We start from the raw sequence: 18882 nt of genomic DNA on the forward strand, positions 1-18882 counted from the left end.
ATTTACATAGGATAATATATGATTTACACAGCAGATGAATTTAAAAAATTAGTAGAAGAAGTACAAGGACAAGATTGGTATAGAAATCCAATTGGATTTGGTATTGCAAGAGTTGATAGAGGACAATTAAATCCAGATAAGATTCTTCAAGCAACATACCCAGTTTTAAACTGGAATGAAAACTTTGGAAGTGCGGCTATATTTTTAAATGCATTAAAAAAATCAGGTGCCAATGTTGATACTACAAAATCAGAATTAGTATGTAATGTTACAGATGAGTTTTTAACTTCTTGTATTGAGGCATTTAGACCTTTTAACCCAGAAGCTAAAGGTGATGCACATAGAAACGTACAAGTTATCTCTTCACTTGCTACATTACCACTAGATTCAGGTCTTAGTGCTGATGATTTTAAAGTAGTATTTATATTTGAAGATGCAAATCCATTAAGCGTAGAAACTGTTTATTTAAAACTTTATGCTCTATCTTTAGGTAAAGCAAAATTAAGAAGCTTGAACTTAAATGGTGCATTTGGAGTATTGGAAAATTGCGCATGGACTGGAAGTCAACCTATAGAATTAGATTGGTTAAGAGCAAATGAAATTTCATTAAAAATTACTAATCAATACCCAGAAATCACTATGGTAGATAAATTCCCAAGATTTTTATCTCATGTTATCCCTGCTGATAATACTAGAATCCTTGAGACATCAAAAGTTAGATTTGGAGCACAATTAGCAGCTGGTACAACTGTTATGCCAGGAGCTGCTTATATTAACTTTAATGCAGGTACAGAAGGTGCTGTTATGGTTGAAGGAAGAATTTCTTCAAGTGCAGTAGTTGGAGCTGGTTCAGATGTTGGTGGTGGAGCTTCTATCTTAGGAGTTTTATCAGGAACTGATGGTGTACCTGTTTCTATTGGAGAAAATACACTTTTAGGTGCAAACTCTTGTACAGGTACAGCTATTGGTGATTCTTGTATCCTAGATGCGGGTGTAACAATTTTACCAGGGACAAAAATCACACTATCAGAAAAAGCTGTTGCTTCATTAAAAGAGATTAATCCAGATAAAGAGATTACAACAGTAATGAAAGGTAGTGATTTTATTGGAGTTAATGGAGTTCATTTTAGAGTAAACTCTCAAACGGGTCAAACTGTTGCTATGAGAAGTACTAGAGAAGTAAAACTTAATTCAGATTTACATTAATCAAAAGTTTTAAGCAATAAAAAAGGGGATGATTTAAAAATCATCCCCTTTTTTTATAATTATAAAATATGTTATTAGAACAGTTCCACACTAGTCTTTTGTTCTTTTGTATATCTAACAACTTTATCTCTACCATTACTTTTTGCCTCATATAAAGCAATATCTGCATTTTTAACAACTGTTTCAAATGAACTAGAATCTTCAGGGAACATAGAAAGTCCCATACTAACAGTTTTTTTGATAGTTGTACCTGCATATACATCTATTTCATTTTCTCTTACTTTTGCGCCAATTTTATGTGCAATAGCAAGGGCACTCTCTTCTGAATCAACACCAATAAGAAGTACCATAAACTCTTCTCCACCATATCTAACTAATATGTCAGATTCTCTTACATTTTCTTCAAGAATTCTAGATAACTCTTTTAATACTTTATCCCCTATATCATGTCCATACTCATCATTTACAGCTTTAAAGTGATCCATATCTAACATTAATAGACCAATATTTTTCTTATCTCTTTTAATTTGAGGAATAAGAATTTTTAAATTTTCATCTAAGAATTTTCTATTGTAAAGTTGTGTTAATCCATCTTTAAAGGCAGACTCTTCTAATGCTTGCATTAAAAGTTTAACTTCAACAGCAGGTCTAGCTTCCTTTAAAAATCTACTAATAAATAGACTCTTATTTTTTATCTCTTCAAGCTCTTCTTTTGTATCAGTTACAAAATGAACTATTAAGTATAAGTTTTCAATAATGTCTATATTTAAACAGTAGTAAAATTTATCTTTTTTGTTAAAGAATGGACAACTTTCATGAAAATCTATTGAGATAACATCACTTTTTGTCCTAGCAGCTCTACATAAATGTGGATTATCCTTTATTGAATCATAACAAAAAAGAGATTCTCCAACACTAATAATTCTTTCCATTTTCTGTTTTTTAATATCTATTTCAAAGAATGTAAAGTTTTTTAGGTTGAATTTATTTTCAAAAACTTGTGCAATTCTATTATAGATTTCATTTTTTGTATTATCAAGTTCAACTTGCTTTTTAAATTGATATAGATTTGATAGATTATCAATGATATCTTTTGATTCATTTAGAGGGTTTGTATTTAATGTAGTTTTATCCCTATATCCAACAAATCCTTGAAGCTTTTCATCAATATCTAGTGATGTATCTTTAAAAATTGTAATTAAATTATTATAATCTTTTGTAACTTGAACAACTTCTGATGAAAGTCCAGGGGGTATACTAATATTTATAAATTTACCAACTTTTGCTTGATTTATATTATCTCTTAGTTTTGTATATAGTGAAAAGTATGGATTAAATACTTTTTTAGAGAATAAAAATACCATGATTACAGCTAAAAGTATAATTGTTATAATCACATAAATAGATCTAATACCAATCTCTTTTAATGTACTTACATCTAGAACAATACTAATTGCTCCTAAAGTTTGTCCCTCTTTTACATTATGACAAGATAGGCAAGTAACATTTGCATTATAAGGTATTGTAACCCTTACATTTGTATTGATAAAACCTTCCGAAACTATATATTTTGTTTTACCAGCTCTTAAAACAGTTCTATCTAAGTCATCTTTGGGATCTTTAAATTTTGAATTTTCAAATTGTGAGCTTATTAAATCACTTTTTACAAGCCATAAGTCTTTTACGTTTTTCATACTTGAGACAGATTTTAAAAATTCATCAACATTTGAATTATCTTTTATATGTAAATCTAAACCACTTTTAATAACTTCTGATATTGATTCTGCACTTGTAACAGATGATTTAATAGAAACAGTTCTTAAGTTATAAAGTGAAATTCCTGTTATAAAAATAGCAACTAAAATCAAAAGGATTAAAAATTGTACTATTATGTTTTTTTTCATATTTACCTTTCAAAAATAATATTTTAGTCTATTAATTATTAAAGAAGTTATATTATTAATAACTTTTTTAATAAAAAAGATTTTCTGGATTTACATAGGAGTTATTTATAATTGCTTGGAAAGTTAAGTTTTCATCAACTCTTCCAACCACATAACCTTTTTTTATCCACTTTCCGACTTTTAAAGTAGGAGATATTTGGTCTAAGTGTGAATAAATAGTATGAAGACCATTTTTATGTTGAATAATTACAACATTTTCAAGCATACCAGAATCTTGTTTTGAATATATTACTTTTCCATCTAATACAGAGTATACTTTTGCATTTTTACTATTAGATTTTAACAAAATTGATTCATTAAAAAGTTTGATTTTATAAACAGGGTCATAATATTTCCCAAACTTTTTTAATATAGTGTATGACTTTAAAGGTGCAATCGTTTTTGAACCTCTATATCTACTTATTTTAACACCTTTAGTAGAAGAACCAAGAATTCTAACATCTAAATCAATATCTTCAGCATAATTCTTTTGTACAGACTCTTGGGTTTTTTCAATTTCGTTGGAAGGCTTATCTTTATTTTTTAAAGCCTGAATCTCTTTTTGTCTTTCTCTTTTTCTTTTTAGGGCAATTAATCTATCTCTTTTTCTCTTCTCTTCAGCTTTTAGTTCTTTTTCCTTTAAGATATTCAAGGTTGAAAGTAAGTTTGTAAGGGAGTTTTGTTTTTTAATAATATTTTTCAACTCTTCTTGATAGAGTTTATGTTTATTCTCAATAGATGCTAAAGACTTAGAGTGTTTGTTTAGTAAATAGTTTAATATTTTTTTCTTTTTTTCTCTTTTTTGAATATATACATTTAACTTTCTTATTTCTCTTTCATTATCTGCTTTATCTTGAGATATTTTAATATATTGATTATCAATTTTTAGCATTTTATCTTTTGCTTCTGAAGCCAATATTTCATAAACTTCACTATCTGTTAACTCTTGAATAGAGTCTTTATTTGCAAGTCTCATAGCAACAGCAGAAGAGTAGTCTTCAATTATTGTGTTAATCAACTCTTCTTCATAATCTTTTTTTTGATTTTGTAGTATTTCACTTTTAACACTCAATGTTGTAAGGTTCTTTTTAGAACCTTCTAATAACTCTTTGTGTTGCACAATATCTTTAGTTACTAAATTAATCTCTTTTTCTAGTTTTTTCAACTCTTCATTTTGATCTCGTATTTGATCAGCAATAGATTGAATCTTTTGTTCTGTTTTATTTTTAACATTTTCACTTTTATTTAATATAGTTTTATTATTTTTAATTTTGTCATCAATAGATGCTGCGTTAACAATTATAGTGATAAGTAAGAGAGAATATATTAATTTATGCATTTTTTATTTTATATCTAAAAAGTACTCCAAAAATTGTAACTATTGATATCCCAAATGATAATAAAAATAGTTTTAGAACTTCAAGTTCAACAAAAATCTTGGTGTTTAATATCTCATCTAATTCAATAGGTAGAATCATTTTTAAATTATATGATACAAAGAGAAATAATCCTCCTGAAATAATAAAAGATAAAAATGCACCATAAACCGCATGTTTAATCACTGGTGCCGCACTATATAAAATAGATGCACCATGTAGTTGAAAAATCATAATTCTTTGATTGTGTGCAAGGAACCAAATTGTAACTTGCTTAGATAATATAATTACAACAAAAACAAGGATTAAACCAAAAAGAGTAATTATAATATCATTAATCATTAAAAGCAGAAGATAAATTTGATTATGGTTTTTTGAAAATATCTCTATTCTTTTGATGTTTTTATTATTTAAAAGAGCAGCTCTTATTTTTTTCAGTTCTGTTGAAGTTGGAAATACTTCCAAATGAATTTCATAAAAGTGGGGTAGTCTTTTGTTTAATAAGTCAATTGAACTTTCAGATAGGGTACTTTTTACATTGTTGATAATACTCTTATTTGATAGGGTATTTATTCTATCTACTTTTATACCAGCAATTGTATTGAAATCCTCTTTTATCAAAGGGGTGTGAGTGATTATTACAATTGAATAATCATTTGATATTGTTTCTTTATAATTATTTACAATATTGTTAGTCAATAGATATATTGAAAATGTAATTAACATTACTGTTAATGGTATAACAAAGGTAAAGATATTTTTAAGAGACTTCATATATTATACCATCCTCAATTGATAATTGTCTAAATCTAATTCCGAAGTTTTTTGGTACTCTGTGTGTTACAACTACTACTGTGATGCCAAGTTGTTCATTTGCACCTTTTAGTAAGTTCCAAACAACATCCGCAGAATAATCATCGAGGTTTCCTGTAGGTTCATCTGCTATAATTATTTTTGGGTTGTGTGCTAGTGCACGTGCTACTGCAACACGTTGTTGTTCCCCACCACTTAGCTCATTTGGGTAGTAACCTTTTCTATGAGAAAGTTTTACGTGGTTTAATAGCTTATTTGCTTGTTCTTTTGATATTTCATTTGAATATCCATTTATTTTAAGCGGCAACATGATATTTTCTTCAATTGTCCACTCTTTAATAAGTTTGTAATCTTGAAATATTACTCCAACATCTTTTCGTAAATTTCGTAAATTTTTATTTCCTATATGTGCTAATTCAAAATTATCAATTACAAAACTTCCATGTTTTAAAGCTATATCACCATACATAGATTTTATCAGAGTAGATTTACCACTACCACTAGCTCCACCTATAAAGATAAACTCTTTATGACCAATATGAAATGTACCTTTTTTTATAATAAACTTATTTTCATCATATGCAAGGTATATATTTTTAGCAGTTATCATTTTAATATCTCTTTCATTTTATTATGGGCTTTTATATTACTACTTGTGGGGATTGGTTCCCCTTGAAAGTATGATATATTACCTTTATTTATTAATAGATATTTTGAAACTGGTCTATTAAATGAGCCAAAAGTCACTTGAATAAGCCCAGAATTCTCTTCATTTTCAATTACAAATAAATCTTCTATATGATAAAAAAAGTCATCAAATACTTGGGATTTTTTAGGTAAGGCTTGAAAGATATTTATTAAATCAATTTTTTCTTCAAATGAAAAATCTTTATCTTGTTCTATTTCATCATCATTAGAGTTAGAGTATAAAGTAACATCATAGATATTTTTATTTTGCTTCTTCCATCTATCTTCATATTTACTAGATATTGGCAAATCTTTATTAATATCAATCTCAATTCTACCATTAGGTAAATTTGTTAATAATCCTACACAAAAATCAAAATATTTTCTACTATCAGTTCTAAGTTCTAGTGTCCCACTATATTTTAAAACTCTTTTTGCTTCATAGATGAACTCATTGCTATAAACTCTTCTTTGTGGTTTCTTATCCCAAGGTACTGGAAAATGAACAAATATTTTCCCCACACTATTTGATTTTATAAACTCCATAAAAAGTCGTGCATCATAATTGATAGCTAAGATATTTTTTATACCTAAAATTTTGACTTGTTTTAACATTTGTTCAATTGATGGAGTATGAATCTCTAAACCAATAAATTGAACGTCAGGATTACTTTGTGCTTGATAAAGCAGGTGTCTTCCTGAACCAAAACCTATTTCAATTTGAATTTCTTTGTTGGTTTCAAACTCATCTACAAAATATTTTATATCTTTTAGATACTCTTTTTGAGGTTCTAGTTTCTGATTAAAGTTATTTGTATTTGAAAAAACAGTTTGGGCTTGAGTAAAGGTAGAGTAAGTATTTAGTGCATCTTTTACAATAGTAACAGGTGTGACTCTTGTTACTTTGTCAGCTTTTATCATCTTATTTTCATTGTTATCTTTTAGAGTTAACAAAAACTCTTTATTTTGACTTGTAACGCCTATTTTATACTCTGTTTTTCTAGGCTTATCACTATTATTATAAGATTTTGCTATAAAATTAAAATCTACGCCATCACTATTTGATGGCGTGATTAATTTTTTATTTTCACTAAATACTATGTGGGGCATACTATTTATCTAATAACTTAGGTAATACTAAAAGTGTTTCATTTGTTTTTTCAGAGACTATACCATTTTCATCTACTGCTTCAATAGCGTATTGGTATTCAACTCCTCTTACTATATCTTTATCTTCAAATCTAAGATCAGTAATATTTGTATATTTCTCTTTTCTAGTTTTGAAAAAACTATCTTTTATAGTTTTATAAATATTATAAAATTTTGCTCTATTGTCACCTGGTTGCCAATTTAATATAGCTTTTTCACCTTGAATTTGAGCAAGCGTTAGGATAGGCTTATTAAGTTTTGTTAAGGTAATACCCATTACTGGATTTACTTCTGGACTACTTTCTAAACCATCTTTATCTATTGTAGTTACTTTATAGAAGTATCTTTTTCCATCTTCATTTATAAAGTCTTCATAAGTAAAAGTAGCATTATTTATTTGTTTTAACTCACTAAAAGAACCATCTGGTGTAGTGTTTCTATATATGATATATCTAACAGCATCAACTGAAGGTGAAGGTTCCCAATTAAGTGTTATTTTTTTAGGTTGATTATTTGTAGCAGTTAAGTTTTGCACACCAGCTGGTAATGCTTTTGTTTGAGCTTTAACTATTTCACTATCAAGTGAAGGAATATCTTGGAATGTATAAGCAACAACTTTATATAAATATACAATATTATCTTTTAGTTTTGTATCTATGTATTCTGCTTGTAATCTACCATCAAGAGTCTCAAGTTTTTCCCAATCAGAGTCTTGAGGAGTTGATCTAAATACTTTATAGTACTCAATAGCTTCACTTTCGTGTGGTCTCCAGATTATTTTTATTTGTCTTGGTAGGTTAGAAATAGCTTGGATAAAAGCAATTCCTTCTGGCTGGGGAAGTGTCATTACTTGAAATGTTTTTGTAGGTTTTGATTCTATATCATTTGCAGTACCACTTGAAAAAGTATAAGCATACTTTGTATTTGGTGTTAAATCTTCATCTAAAAAGTGAGAAGCATATCTATTTTCAATAAAGTTTACTAATTTAAGTTTTGTGCTCTCTTCACTCAAGTTTGCTCTGTAAAGATTGTATCCAATAACTCTAGAGTCATCAACCTTTTGCCATTCAAAGGCAATTGATGTTATTCCTGATATTGTTCTAATAGATCCAGAATCAATTACTTCTAAGGTTTCATCAATTTTTGGTTTATTTCCTTCTCCTAAATTCTTAGTGCTACAACCACTAATCAATAAAGCTAAAAGCAGAGTTAATGTAATCTTTACCCAATTTCTCATTTACGGTCTCCATATTAAAGTTTTTATTTATAAATTCATTTATATCATTTGTGATATTTGCTTTAAAATCCATCTTCTCATTTGTAATAGGATGAATTAAGTATAAGTTAAAAGCGTGTAGATAAAACCTGTTTATTTTATTTAATTCGCCCTTAAATCCATATAAATTATCACCTAAGATATGACGATTGATACTATTTAAATGAACTCTAATTTGATGGGTTCTTCCTGTAAAAAGTTTACAACAAATAAGCTCGTATTTTTCATTTGTACTTGTTTGTAGTTTTGCAAAAGCAGTTTTTGCATTTTTGCCATCTGGTACTATTCCCATTTTTAATCTATTATTTGGACTTCTTCCTATAGGTTTTTCTATTACTATATTATCTTTTAATGGCATATCTAAAATAGCTAAGTAGTATCTTCCCATTGTTTTATCTTCAAGTTGTTTAGACAACCCCACATGAGCTTCATTTGTCTTTGCTACAACCATTACACCACTAGTTCCTTTATCTAACCTATGTACTATGCCATGTCTCTCTTCACCACTAATAGTTGATAGGGATACTTTTTTAGCTTTGAGCCAATCCACTAAAGTAGCCTCTTTTACACTTGGTGCTCCATGAACTACTAAGTCATAAGGTTTATTTATTACTAAAATATGTTCATCTTCATATATTATTTCAACATCAAAATCTACTTCATAATCCTTTGGTTCTTCTGCTTCTGGAAGTTCCACTAATATCTCTTGATTTTCTTTTAATTTATAGCCTGTTTTTGTGATGATTTTACCATCAACTTTTACGTACTCTTTTTTTATAAGTTGTTCTATTTGATTTCTTGTTTCTTCAAGCTTTTGTGATAAATATTTATCTAGTCTTGATTCTTCCAAAACAATAAAGTTTTTATGCATATTTCGATACTCTTTCACTATGAGATTTATTGACAAAAGAATTATTTCACAATTTGATTATCCCTTGATAGTTTTTATTATACCATTAATAGCATTGTCTTACCATTTAGTGAGTGAGATTAATGAATCTTTGGCACAAAGACAATTAGGATATTTTACTCTTTCTATTTTTCTATTTTTAGGTGTATTCTTTTTACCTTTGCGAAGAAACTTAAGAATTATTCCATTTTTTTATTGGATAGGTATTGCTTTATTGATTGCTGTGGAGTTTGTTGGTGTTACCAAACTTGGAGCACAAAGATGGCTTCAAATACCAGGTATTGCCATGACAATTCAACCCTCAGAACTAATAAAACCGATATTTTTATTGATGATTGGATATTTAGTTAAAAATCGACCACCACCTCGTGATGGTTATGATTTAAAAGATTTTTTATACTTTTCTTTGTATATTTGGATTCCTTTTATATTGATTGCAAAAGAGCCTGATTTAGGAACAGCATTAATATTATTATTAGTAGGTTATGGGATATTATTTATTATTGGAGTAAATTGGAGAATTTGGGCAACTATTTTAGTTGTCTTAGCAACACTATCTCCCTTTATTTATACAAACCTAATAAAAGATTATCAAAAGCAAAGAATAAAAGACTTTATATCAGAGGAACCCAGTTATCACGTACAGCAATCAATTATTGCCATAGGTTCAGGTGGATTAACTGGTAAATCATCAGAAGAGGCAACCCAAGCACAGTTGAAGTTTTTGCCAATTGCCACAAGTGATTTTATTTTTGCATATTTAGTGGAAAGACATGGTTATGTTGGTTCTTTAATTCTTATTGTTATTTATATATTATTAATTTTGCATCTACTCTCCATGAACTACTATTTTTCCGATGATTACGTTGTGCGTTGTTTCGCCTCGGGGATTGCATTATTAGTATTTTTAAATATGAGTGTAAATATTTTTATGGTCATAGGTTTTGCCCCTGTTGTAGGACTGCCCTTACCCTTAGTTTCATATGGTGGGAGTTCTTTTATAAATTTTATTGTAATATTCGCAATTTTAGAAAACCTACTAGCATTTAGGTTTATGGATTTATATAATTTTGAAAGGAAACTTTAGTGGAAGCACAAATTAGTGGTTTTATTGGATTTGAAGATGATTTTGAAGAGTCAAAAGCAGTTTTATTTGGAGCACCATTTGATGGAACAACTTCATTTAAACCAGGAGCTAGATTTGCACCAAATGTTATGAGAGAAGATTCATGGGCAATAGAGAGCTATAGTCCATATTTAGAAAAAGATTTAGAAGATTTAAAACTTTTTGATTATGGAAATCTTGAATTACCCTTTGGAGATAAAAAAAATGCTCTTAGAATGATTCAAGAACATGTTCAAGAAATTATTGATGCAAATAAAATTCCAATTATGATTGGAGGAGAGCATTTAGTCTCCTTAGCTCCTGTTAAAGCACTTAGTAAAAAATATGATGACTTACACGTAATACATTTTGATGCACATACTGATTTAAGAGAGGATTATTTAGGTGAGGCATTAAGTCATGCTACAGTTATAAGACGAATATATGATCAACTAGGTGATGGTAAGATAAATCAATTTTGTATAAGAAGTGGATTAAAAGATGAATTTGAGTGGGCAAAAAAACATACTCACTTAGAAAAGTTTACATATAATACTCTGCCTTCATGTGTAAAAAGACTTAAAGATAAACCTGTATATATAACAATAGACTTAGATGTTTTAGACCCTTCAGTATTTCCAGGAACAGGAACACCAGAACCAGGTGGAATAGATTTTCATGATATGCTAAATATAATAAAAGAGCTAAGTAAACTTAACAATGTTGTAGGTATGGATGTTGTTGAACTTAGTCCTAAATATGATGCAAGTGGTATTTCAACTGCAGTTGCATGTAAAACACTTCGAGAATTAGTATTAGCTACAGTTAAATAACTGTAGCAAGAACTTAGTTTTCTTCCATTATCTTTTTTATCTCATGAAGCAATTCAATTGAAGCTTCAATCTCTTCTTTTCTTATGGCTACACTTTCTACATTACAACCAATTGGTATACCTTTTTCTTTTCCAAAAGTATAAAGCTCTTTAAAAATATCAATACACAGTTTCATAGAGTCATGTAAAATATCCCCTGAAGCTTTTAAATCCTCTTCTAAATAGTTTGGAATACTAATCCCTAACCATTTCATAAAATCTAAGGTTTTAGCACTACCACAAGGAGTAAGAGTAAATATAATTGGTACTATTTCTTTTTCATTCTCTTTTGCATATTTTGCATAGTCAGTTAAAAATATTTTTGATGCTTCAAGATTATACACACATTGAGTAATAAAGTATTCGCATGAGTTGTCTATTTTTGAAAATACTCTAATATGTTCATCATGTTTTACCATATGTCGTTCAGGGATTGCTATTCCACCCAAACAAAGGTTATTATTAATCTCTTTTTTTAATCTATACGCTTCTGGAAGTGTCATTGGTTTTTTTATATTATGTGAAGCAGCACCTACAAATACAGAGTGAACTTGATTCTCTTTTGTAATTTCTAGCCATGCAGGAAATGTTTTCTCTGTATAGTTTCCTACAGCTCTGTAAACTACTCTTGGTATCTCTAAATCTTTTAAATAAGTTCTTGAATATTCACATGGGTCTAAGGTTTTTATAAAAGGAAAGGGTCTTTTTTCATCTGTTCTATCTGATTCATCTTGTATATCATAAAGAACTAATCCATCTATAGGAAGTTTTGAAATTCTTTCAATGTGTCTAGCTGCAATATCTCTTATTTCATCTTCTGTATGTTTTATTTTTGGTGGAGTAATACCATATAGTAATATTCCACTTTGTTTGTTTCGTATTTTATCAGTTAACATAATTCTCTTTTAAAGTTATAGTTTTTTTGTATTCTACAAAGTTTTTTATTAATAAAGCCTATAAGTAACATAGATTCTTATTTTCGTAGGCTCATTTGGTCTTGGATAGTCTTTATATGCAATTTCAATAGTTTTAATTGTATTTTTATCTAAAGCTTCATATCCAGATGAAGTAGTAATTAAAGGCTGAGTAATATCTCCATTTGGATGTAGAATGAACTCTATTATGTTCATACCACTTTGTCTTGTACGAACAGAAATAGCAGGATATCTTAAATATTTTTGAGTGATTGAACCTATTGTTTTTAGGTTTTTTCGTAAAAATACTTTTTGAACTTTTGTATATGAATTATACTCTTCTCCATAAAGTTTAATATAGCTTTGAGTTATTTCATCTACAAGTTCTACATCTTCAGGAGGTGTTGCTAAATAAGTCTCTAAAGTATCTTGTTGAAGTTTTGTAGGATTTAATTTTGCATAATTGGGCGTAACCTCTTTTTGTTCACTGGGCTTTGGCTCAATTTTTTTAGGAACATCCTTTTTAACTTCTCTTTTTTTTGCAACTTCAATTTGATTTTTAGTGACTTTCTTATAAATAGTCTCTTTTTTAGTAACTTCTTTTATTATCTCTTTTTTTACTTCACTTTTTTTAGGTGTTTCTTTTTTTTGCTCCACTGATTTTGGAGTTGATTTTAGTCTCACATAATTTACAGCAGATTTTTTATTATCTTTAGATGTTGATGGTGAGTCTTGAACTTCATCATTTTTTATGTGAAATGTTTTGAAAGTTAACAGATGTATAGATATTGATAAAATTAAGGCAAAAATGATGTATTTCATAAAGTCTATTATAGTACAATGTTGCTTTTAATTTAAAATAAAAGTTTAGGAATGTATATGTTTGAAAAATCAATAAATGCTTATGAAGATGCTAAAAAAGTAATACCTGGTGGAGTTGACTCTCCTGTTCGTGCTTTTAATAGTGTAGGGGGAACTCCTCCTTTTATATCAAAAGGTGAGGGCGCTTATTTAATTGATTTAGATGGTAATAAATATTTAGATTTTGTACAAAGCTGGGGTCCTCTTATTTTTGGGCATTGTGATAAAGATATTGAAGAAGCAGTAATTAAAACAGCAAAAGATGGTTTGTCATTTGGTGCACCAACAGTATTAGAAACAGAGCTTGCTGCTGAAATTGTTGATATGTATGAAAATATTGATAAAGTAAGATTTGTAAGTAGCGGAACTGAAGCTACAATGAGTGCTATTAGACTAGCTCGTGGTGTTACTGGTAAAAATGATATTATCAAGTTTGAAGGGTGTTATCATGGACACTCTGATTCGCTATTAGTACAAGCTGGTTCTGGTATGGCTACGTGTGGAGCTCCAAGTTCTCCTGGTGTTCCTGCTGATTTAACAAAACATACACTTTTATGTGAATATAACAATATAGAAAATCTTAAAAAATGTTTTGAAGATAGTTCAGATATCGCTTGTATTATTATTGAACCAATAGCAGGAAATATGGGATTGATCCCTGCTGATATTGAGTTTTTAGAAGCTTGTAGAAAACTATGTGATGAAAATGGTACATTACTAATTTATGATGAAGTTATGTCTGGGTTTAGAGCAAGTTTAACAGGTGCTAGTGGTGTTGTTGGTCCACAAGCTGATATTATTACTTTTGGAAAAGTAATTGGTGCTGGTATGCCTGTTGGTGCTTTTGCATCAAACAGTAAAATAATGGCACAATTAAGCCCTGAAGGTAAAATCTATCAAGCAGGAACACTAAGTGGTAACCCAGTAGCAATGGCAGCTGGACTTACAAGTTTGAGAAAACTAAAAGCAAATCCAGCTATTTATGATGAATTAACTGCAAAGTCAACAAGACTTATGACTGGACTAAAAGATGTTGCAGCAAAATATAATATTCCATTTCAAACAACAGTAAGAGGGAGTATGTTTGGGTTTTTCTTTAGTGAAAAAGCACCTAAAAACTTCAAAGATGTTGGTAGTTCTGACTTTGATAGATTTGCAACTTTTCATAGAGAGATGATAAAAAGAGGTTTCTATTTTGCTTGTAGTCAGTATGAGTTAGGATTTATTTCAACTGTTATTACAAATGAAGATATTGATGCTTGTATAAATGCAGCTGATGAAATTATGAAAAGTTTTTAAGGATAGAAGATGAGTATTTTAAAAAATATAGATTTAGAAAAAAAAGCAAATGTTTATTTTGATGGAAAAGTTACAAGTAGAAGTTTTGTAGATAAAGAGGGCGAAAGAAAATCCTTAGGTATAATGATGCCAGGAACTTACAACTTTGGAACTGCAGCAGCTGAACTTATGGAAATCATTGATGGGGAATGTGAAGTTAAATTAAAAGATTCAAACGAGTGGAAAACATATAGCGCAACTGAAACTTTTTTAGTGCCTGCAAATTCTAGCTTTGATATAAAAGTTAAGACTTTGACTGATTATTGTTGCTCGTATCTTAAATAAGGAATTTTATGGATAATAAAACAAATGAAGAAAAACCAAAACATCAGTCAAAACTAGTTGCTTTAGATAGTTTATCTTTAGGTATTTCAATTGTAGTTGCAGTATTTATTGGTTTTGCTATAGGTTATGGCTTAAAACAATGGACAGGATATACTTGGACCTTGTGGTTAGGTCTATCTTGGGGACTAGCTGCTGCTGGACTGAATATCTATAGAGCATATAAAAGAGCTCAAAAAGAGTATGAAGGCTTGGAAAATGACCCAAGATATGCCCACAGAGCAAAATATGGTGATAAGTCAAACGACGATGATGATTAAAAAGTTTGCCAAACTATTTTTTATAATAGATTTTGGCGTTGTTATTTTTTGTATTTTGTCAAATAACTATGTATGGCTTATAAATACACAAGTGGCATTTATATCTTCTTTATTTATCTCCTTTGCCACATTTCTTTCATATAAAAGAAATGTAAGTAAAAGGCTAGAAAATATTGATTATGATGCTCAGCTTTCTAATGATAGGGATGAGATTGATAAAATTGATGATCCCTATGATTTATACGATGAAGATGAGATAAATGAGAAAAAAGACTTTTCAGCTTCAGAAATAAAAGAGATAATAAAAGAAGAGAAGTCAAGAATTAAACAAAATAGCTTTAAAAATACTATTTATAGTAGTGGTAGCTTTATATCTATTTACAGAATAGTAGGTTATGTAATACTTATATTTGGATTTTTTTCTTTGAATAACAATGGGATATTTAATGCAATGCCTTATCTAGTAGGACTTTTTATTGTCCCACTATCAATGCTTTGTGCTAAATTTATTTTAAAATAAGTGGTAAGTCTATTATAGCCTTATCTCTTTCTAAAGATAAAATCATAGAGCTTCTATTTTTATCATGTCTTATCAAGTCAGAATCACAATTATAGTTCTCTCCATAAATTTCAATAGTAACTAATGAGTACTTCTTCTCTTCTAATCTAATATATTCACCTGTTTTTAACTTCACAGATGTATTTATAAGTTTACAATCACTATTAAATGAGTCATAAATACTATTTAAAAGTTTTAGAAAATCTGAAGCAACCATCATAAACTCTGGAATAGATGGATCATAATTTTTGATAAATTTAATCTCTGATTTAGTTTTTCTTGTTGAGATTGTCAAATCAACTAGCGTGAAAATATTTGTTTTTGAAACATTTTTAGGTGCATATTTTTTATCTTGCTTAACATTTGTACTTTTATACAGTTTCATATGAATTTCATTGTCATTTTCATATGTAACTGAAATAGCATAAAAAATATAGTTGTGCAATATTAAGTTTATATATGAGGTTTCAAAACCATAGTTTGCTGGAGCATGTTTTAGTGCCAGGTCATAAAGTTGCTCTTTTTTTACTCTGTTTAGTAAAAATTGAGCTTCTTGATTTGTATATAAAATTTTACCTTGGGAAGAGAAAGATAAAATAGGATTTAAATCTTGCTCTACCCAATTTTCATAGATACTCATTAAATATTAGCTTTCTACGTAATTCTTAAGATTTTTACCAACTTTAGGGTGTTTTAGTTTTTTAATTGCACTTGATTCAATTTGTCTTACCCTCTCTCTTGTAACACTTAACTCTTTTCCAATCTCTTCAAGAGTTCTATCACTAGCATCATCCATAAGACCAAATCTCATTCTAACAACTGCTTGTTCTCTTTCATTTAGTTGAGCTAATATTTGATCAATTTGATTTTGTAAATCCTCTTTCATAATATTATCAACAGGAGTTGGAGCTTTTTCATCAGGTACAAAATCTCCAAATTTACCATCTTCATCAGATCCAATAGGAGCCTCTAAAGATACTGGTTCTTTTGTGATTTTAATAACTTGTTTAACTTTATCAACAGGTAGTCCAACTTCTTTTGCGATTTCATCCACATTTGGCTCTTTTCCGTTTTCTTGAATACCTTTTCTAATAATCTTATTGATTCTATTAATAGTCTCAATCATATGAATTGGAATTCTAATAGTTCTAGCTTGGTCAGCAATTGCTCTTGATATTGCTTGTCTAATCCACCAAGTTGCATAAGTAGAGAATTTATAACCTTTTTTATACTCAAACTTATCAACAGCTTTCATCAGACCTATGTTTCCTTCTTGGATTAAGTCTAGGAAAGGTAAACCTCTATTTGTATATCTTTTTGCAATAGATACAACAAGTCTAAGGTTCGATTTTGCCATTCTAGTTTTAGCTTCATCTGTGATTTTCTTACCACGTTTGATTTGCTCTAAAACGTCTACTAACTCTTCAGGTAATAAGTCAAATCCACCCTTAGATGCTTCTGCTGTTTGGAAAAGTTTTTTGATTTCCATATAAGTAGAAACCATAGTTGCTTCTGGAACCATAGATGTAATTTGTATTTTAGATAAGTTAATAATATTCTCTAAAAGTTTTTCATGGTTTTTCTTTAGAGTATCATTAAAAAGTGGTAGTTTATACTCTAATCTTTTTAATTCTGAATCAAAACCAGTATCTGATTTAAGAGCAGTTTCCATAGCTTTTACAATCTCTGTAATAAGTTTAGATGTTGGTCCTAAGTCAATTAGAGCTTGTTTTAAAATCTGTTTTTTAAATGCAGTTGATAGGTTGAATGTTATAGTATCAAGTTCATCATTTGATTTTGGAGTCTCTTTTGCTTGGAATTTTAACCAATCTTTTTTTGCTTTTTCTAATACTTTAAATGCAGCAATAATAGTTTCAGCTCTTTTATCTAGTTTCTTTTGTTTTTTTCCACTAGTTTCCTCTTCAGTCTCTTCAATTTCCTCAGAATCATCAGTTGAACTATCTTCTGTTTCATCAGCTGAATCATTGTCTTCATCATCAAAGTTTCTAAAAAGCTCTTTAACTTTTCTTTCTCTATTTACTAAAGGCTCTCTATATTCTAAAATAAAATCTACTAAATATGGAACAAAACAAATAGCATCAAGGATTATATCCTCACCCATTTCTATTTTTTTAGAGATCTCTATCTCTTCTTCTTTTGTAAGTAATGGAATTTGACCCATTTCTCTTAGATACATTCTCACGGGAGAATCAGATCTTGACCATTCTAAAAGTTCTTTATTTTTAAGTAAGTCGTAAACACTACTCTCACCATCAATCATTTTATTTCGTTGGTCTTCTCTTTTTTTAGCTTCAAAAGCATTCATCACTTTAGCTTGTTCTTGTGAAGTCATCATATTTACATTATATAGTTGCATAAGGGCAATTAGTTTTTTAATATTTTGACTTGATGGAGCTTTAGGGAATAACTTTATGACTTTTTCAAAAGTTAACGTTGAATCTTTATATTCTTTCGCTAATTTTTCAATTTCTTTATTTAAATCTTTTGCACTCATATTTTTTGTAAGTTCCTTGCTTGAAAGATAAGTCAGATATTATATCCAAAGTTGCTAAAATAACTATTAATTTTAAGTGTTTAATCTATATTTTCTAAAAATTTAGATAAAATTCGACTTTATTTGAAGATAAAAATTATTAAAAGAAAATAAAACTTGATCGTTATGTATCGTTTATTTTTTAATTTTAAAGGATTAAAAATATGAGTAAAATTACTGGTAAAGTATGGAATTTTGGGGCTAACATTGACACTGATGTTATTATTGCTGCAAGATATTTAAATAGTTCAGACCCAGAGCATTTGGCAAAATATGTTATGGAAGATGCAGATCCTGAATTTCCAAAAAAATTACAAAAAGGTGATATTATAGTTGCTGGTGAGAACTTTGGATGTGGAAGTTCAAGAGAACATGCACCTATTGCTTTAAAAGCTGCAGGAGTTGCTGCTGTTGTTGCTCCGTCTTTTGCTAGAATTTTCTATAGAAATGCATTTAATATGGGATTACCAATTTTTGAATTACCTGAGTCTTTAGAGATAAAAGAGGGTGAAGAAATTTCAATTGATTTAGACAATGGTGAAATTACAAATAATACACAAAATAAAACTTACAGATTTACAGCTATACCTCCTTTTATGCAAGAATTGATACAAACAGGTGGGTTAATAAATTATGCAAAAGCTGAAATGGGTAAGGAAAAATAATAATGAAGACATATAATATTTCAGTAATAAAAGGTGACGGAATTGGACCAGAA

General features: G+C 29.0%; 19 protein-coding genes. 8 read left to right on the plus strand and 11 right to left on the minus strand.

What is annotated here, in order from left to right; all coding sequences use genetic code 11:
- The first annotated feature begins 18 nt into the window (after positions 1-18).
- Positions 19-1206, plus strand: coding sequence for a tetrahydrodipicolinate N-succinyltransferase N-terminal domain-containing protein (locus Q0617_RS15515; RefSeq protein WP_298754751.1), 1188 nt, complete (start codon positions 19-21; stop codon positions 1204-1206).
- A 74-nt stretch (positions 1207-1280) separates the two neighbouring features.
- Here Q0617_RS15515 and Q0617_RS15520 read toward each other — a convergent pair whose 3' ends face one another.
- The 7 genes from Q0617_RS15520 to Q0617_RS15550 form a co-directional block, all read right to left on the minus strand.
- Positions 1281-3110 carry a GGDEF domain-containing protein gene (locus tag Q0617_RS15520; RefSeq protein WP_298754753.1) on the minus strand — a complete coding sequence of 610 codons (1830 nt, stop codon included), beginning with the start codon at positions 3108-3110 and terminating at the stop codon, positions 1281-1283.
- A gap of 67 nt (positions 3111-3177) precedes the next feature.
- A complete protein-coding gene (locus Q0617_RS15525) occupies positions 3178-4488 on the minus strand; it encodes a M23 family metallopeptidase (protein WP_298754754.1) in 1311 nt (436 codons plus the stop codon).
- The gene (locus Q0617_RS15530) at positions 4481-5299 is read right to left on the minus strand and encodes a cell division protein FtsX (protein ID WP_298754756.1); all 819 of its coding nucleotides are present in this window, start codon (positions 5297-5299) and stop codon (positions 4481-4483) included. The genes Q0617_RS15525 and Q0617_RS15530 overlap by 8 nt, the downstream gene beginning before the upstream one ends.
- Positions 5286-5948 carry an ABC transporter ATP-binding protein gene (locus Q0617_RS15535; protein WP_298754758.1) on the minus strand — a complete coding sequence of 221 codons (663 nt, stop codon included), beginning with the start codon at positions 5946-5948 and terminating at the stop codon, positions 5286-5288. Before Q0617_RS15535 ends, Q0617_RS15530 begins: the two co-directional genes overlap by 14 nt.
- Complete coding sequence (gene trmB / locus Q0617_RS15540) at positions 5945-7135, minus strand: tRNA (guanosine(46)-N7)-methyltransferase TrmB (protein WP_298754761.1); 1191 nt, start codon at positions 7133-7135, stop codon at positions 5945-5947. The genes Q0617_RS15535 and trmB overlap by 4 nt, the downstream gene beginning before the upstream one ends.
- 1 nt (position 7136) lies before the next feature.
- Entirely contained in the window at positions 7137-8411 is a 1275-nt protein-coding gene (locus Q0617_RS15545; RefSeq protein ID WP_298754764.1) for a hypothetical protein, read from the minus strand.
- A complete protein-coding gene (locus tag Q0617_RS15550) occupies positions 8359-9321 on the minus strand; it encodes an RluA family pseudouridine synthase (RefSeq protein WP_298754766.1) in 963 nt (320 codons plus the stop codon). Before Q0617_RS15550 ends, Q0617_RS15545 begins: the two co-directional genes overlap by 53 nt.
- A 19-nt stretch (positions 9322-9340) precedes the next feature.
- Here Q0617_RS15550 and Q0617_RS15555 point away from each other — a divergent pair, with 19 nt between their 5' ends.
- Positions 9341-10447 carry an FtsW/RodA/SpoVE family cell cycle protein gene (locus Q0617_RS15555; protein WP_298754768.1) on the plus strand — a complete coding sequence of 369 codons (1107 nt, stop codon included), beginning with the start codon at positions 9341-9343 and terminating at the stop codon, positions 10445-10447.
- Positions 10447-11298, plus strand: a complete 852-nt coding sequence (gene speB, locus Q0617_RS15560; protein ID WP_298754770.1) for an agmatinase — start codon at positions 10447-10449, stop codon at positions 11296-11298. Before Q0617_RS15555 ends, speB begins: the two co-directional genes overlap by 1 nt.
- A 13-nt stretch (positions 11299-11311) precedes the next feature.
- On the opposite strand, the gene Q0617_RS15565 is transcribed toward speB, so the two are convergent.
- Together Q0617_RS15565 and Q0617_RS15570 are read right to left on the minus strand one after the other, a co-directional pair.
- Positions 11312-12232: a methylenetetrahydrofolate reductase gene (locus tag Q0617_RS15565; protein ID WP_298754772.1), complete on the minus strand. Its 921-nt coding sequence runs from the start codon at positions 12230-12232 to the stop codon at positions 11312-11314.
- Between the two features lie 48 nt (positions 12233-12280).
- Positions 12281-13072, minus strand: a complete 792-nt coding sequence (locus Q0617_RS15570; protein ID WP_298754774.1) for a TonB family protein — start codon at positions 13070-13072, stop codon at positions 12281-12283.
- Between the two features lie 57 nt (positions 13073-13129).
- Between Q0617_RS15570 and hemL the strand changes: the two genes are divergently transcribed.
- From hemL to Q0617_RS15590, 4 genes are read left to right on the plus strand one after another with little or no spacing between them, the layout of a single operon-like run.
- Positions 13130-14410: a glutamate-1-semialdehyde 2,1-aminomutase gene (gene hemL / locus Q0617_RS15575; RefSeq protein ID WP_298754775.1), complete on the plus strand. Its 1281-nt coding sequence runs from the start codon at positions 13130-13132 to the stop codon at positions 14408-14410.
- A 9-nt stretch (positions 14411-14419) separates the two neighbouring features.
- Positions 14420-14734, plus strand: coding sequence for a pyrimidine/purine nucleoside phosphorylase (locus Q0617_RS15580; protein WP_298754777.1), 315 nt, complete (start codon positions 14420-14422; stop codon positions 14732-14734).
- Positions 14735-14742: 8 nt separating this feature from the next.
- Positions 14743-15051: an AtpZ/AtpI family protein gene (locus Q0617_RS15585; protein ID WP_298754779.1), complete on the plus strand. Its 309-nt coding sequence runs from the start codon at positions 14743-14745 to the stop codon at positions 15049-15051.
- Entirely contained in the window at positions 14990-15571 is a 582-nt protein-coding gene (locus Q0617_RS15590) for a hypothetical protein (protein WP_298754781.1), read from the plus strand. The genes Q0617_RS15585 and Q0617_RS15590 overlap by 62 nt, the downstream gene beginning before the upstream one ends.
- On the opposite strand, the gene Q0617_RS15595 is transcribed toward Q0617_RS15590, so the two are convergent.
- A complete protein-coding gene (locus Q0617_RS15595) occupies positions 15558-16250 on the minus strand; it encodes a hypothetical protein (RefSeq protein WP_298754782.1) in 693 nt (230 codons plus the stop codon). The two genes, Q0617_RS15590 and Q0617_RS15595, sit on opposite strands and share 14 nt — an antisense overlap.
- A gap of 6 nt (positions 16251-16256) precedes the next feature.
- Positions 16257-18161: an RNA polymerase sigma factor RpoD gene (rpoD, locus tag Q0617_RS15600; protein ID WP_298754804.1), complete on the minus strand. Its 1905-nt coding sequence runs from the start codon at positions 18159-18161 to the stop codon at positions 16257-16259.
- Positions 18162-18328: 167 nt separating this feature from the next.
- Between rpoD and Q0617_RS15605 the strand changes: the two genes are divergently transcribed.
- Positions 18329-18829, plus strand: coding sequence for a 3-isopropylmalate dehydratase small subunit (locus Q0617_RS15605; RefSeq protein ID WP_298754784.1), 501 nt, complete (start codon positions 18329-18331; stop codon positions 18827-18829).
- Positions 18830-18882 lie beyond the last annotated feature (53 nt).

Source organism: uncultured Arcobacter sp. (assembly GCF_937982575.1).
Lineage (GTDB): Bacteria > Campylobacterota > Campylobacteria > Campylobacterales > Arcobacteraceae > Arcobacter.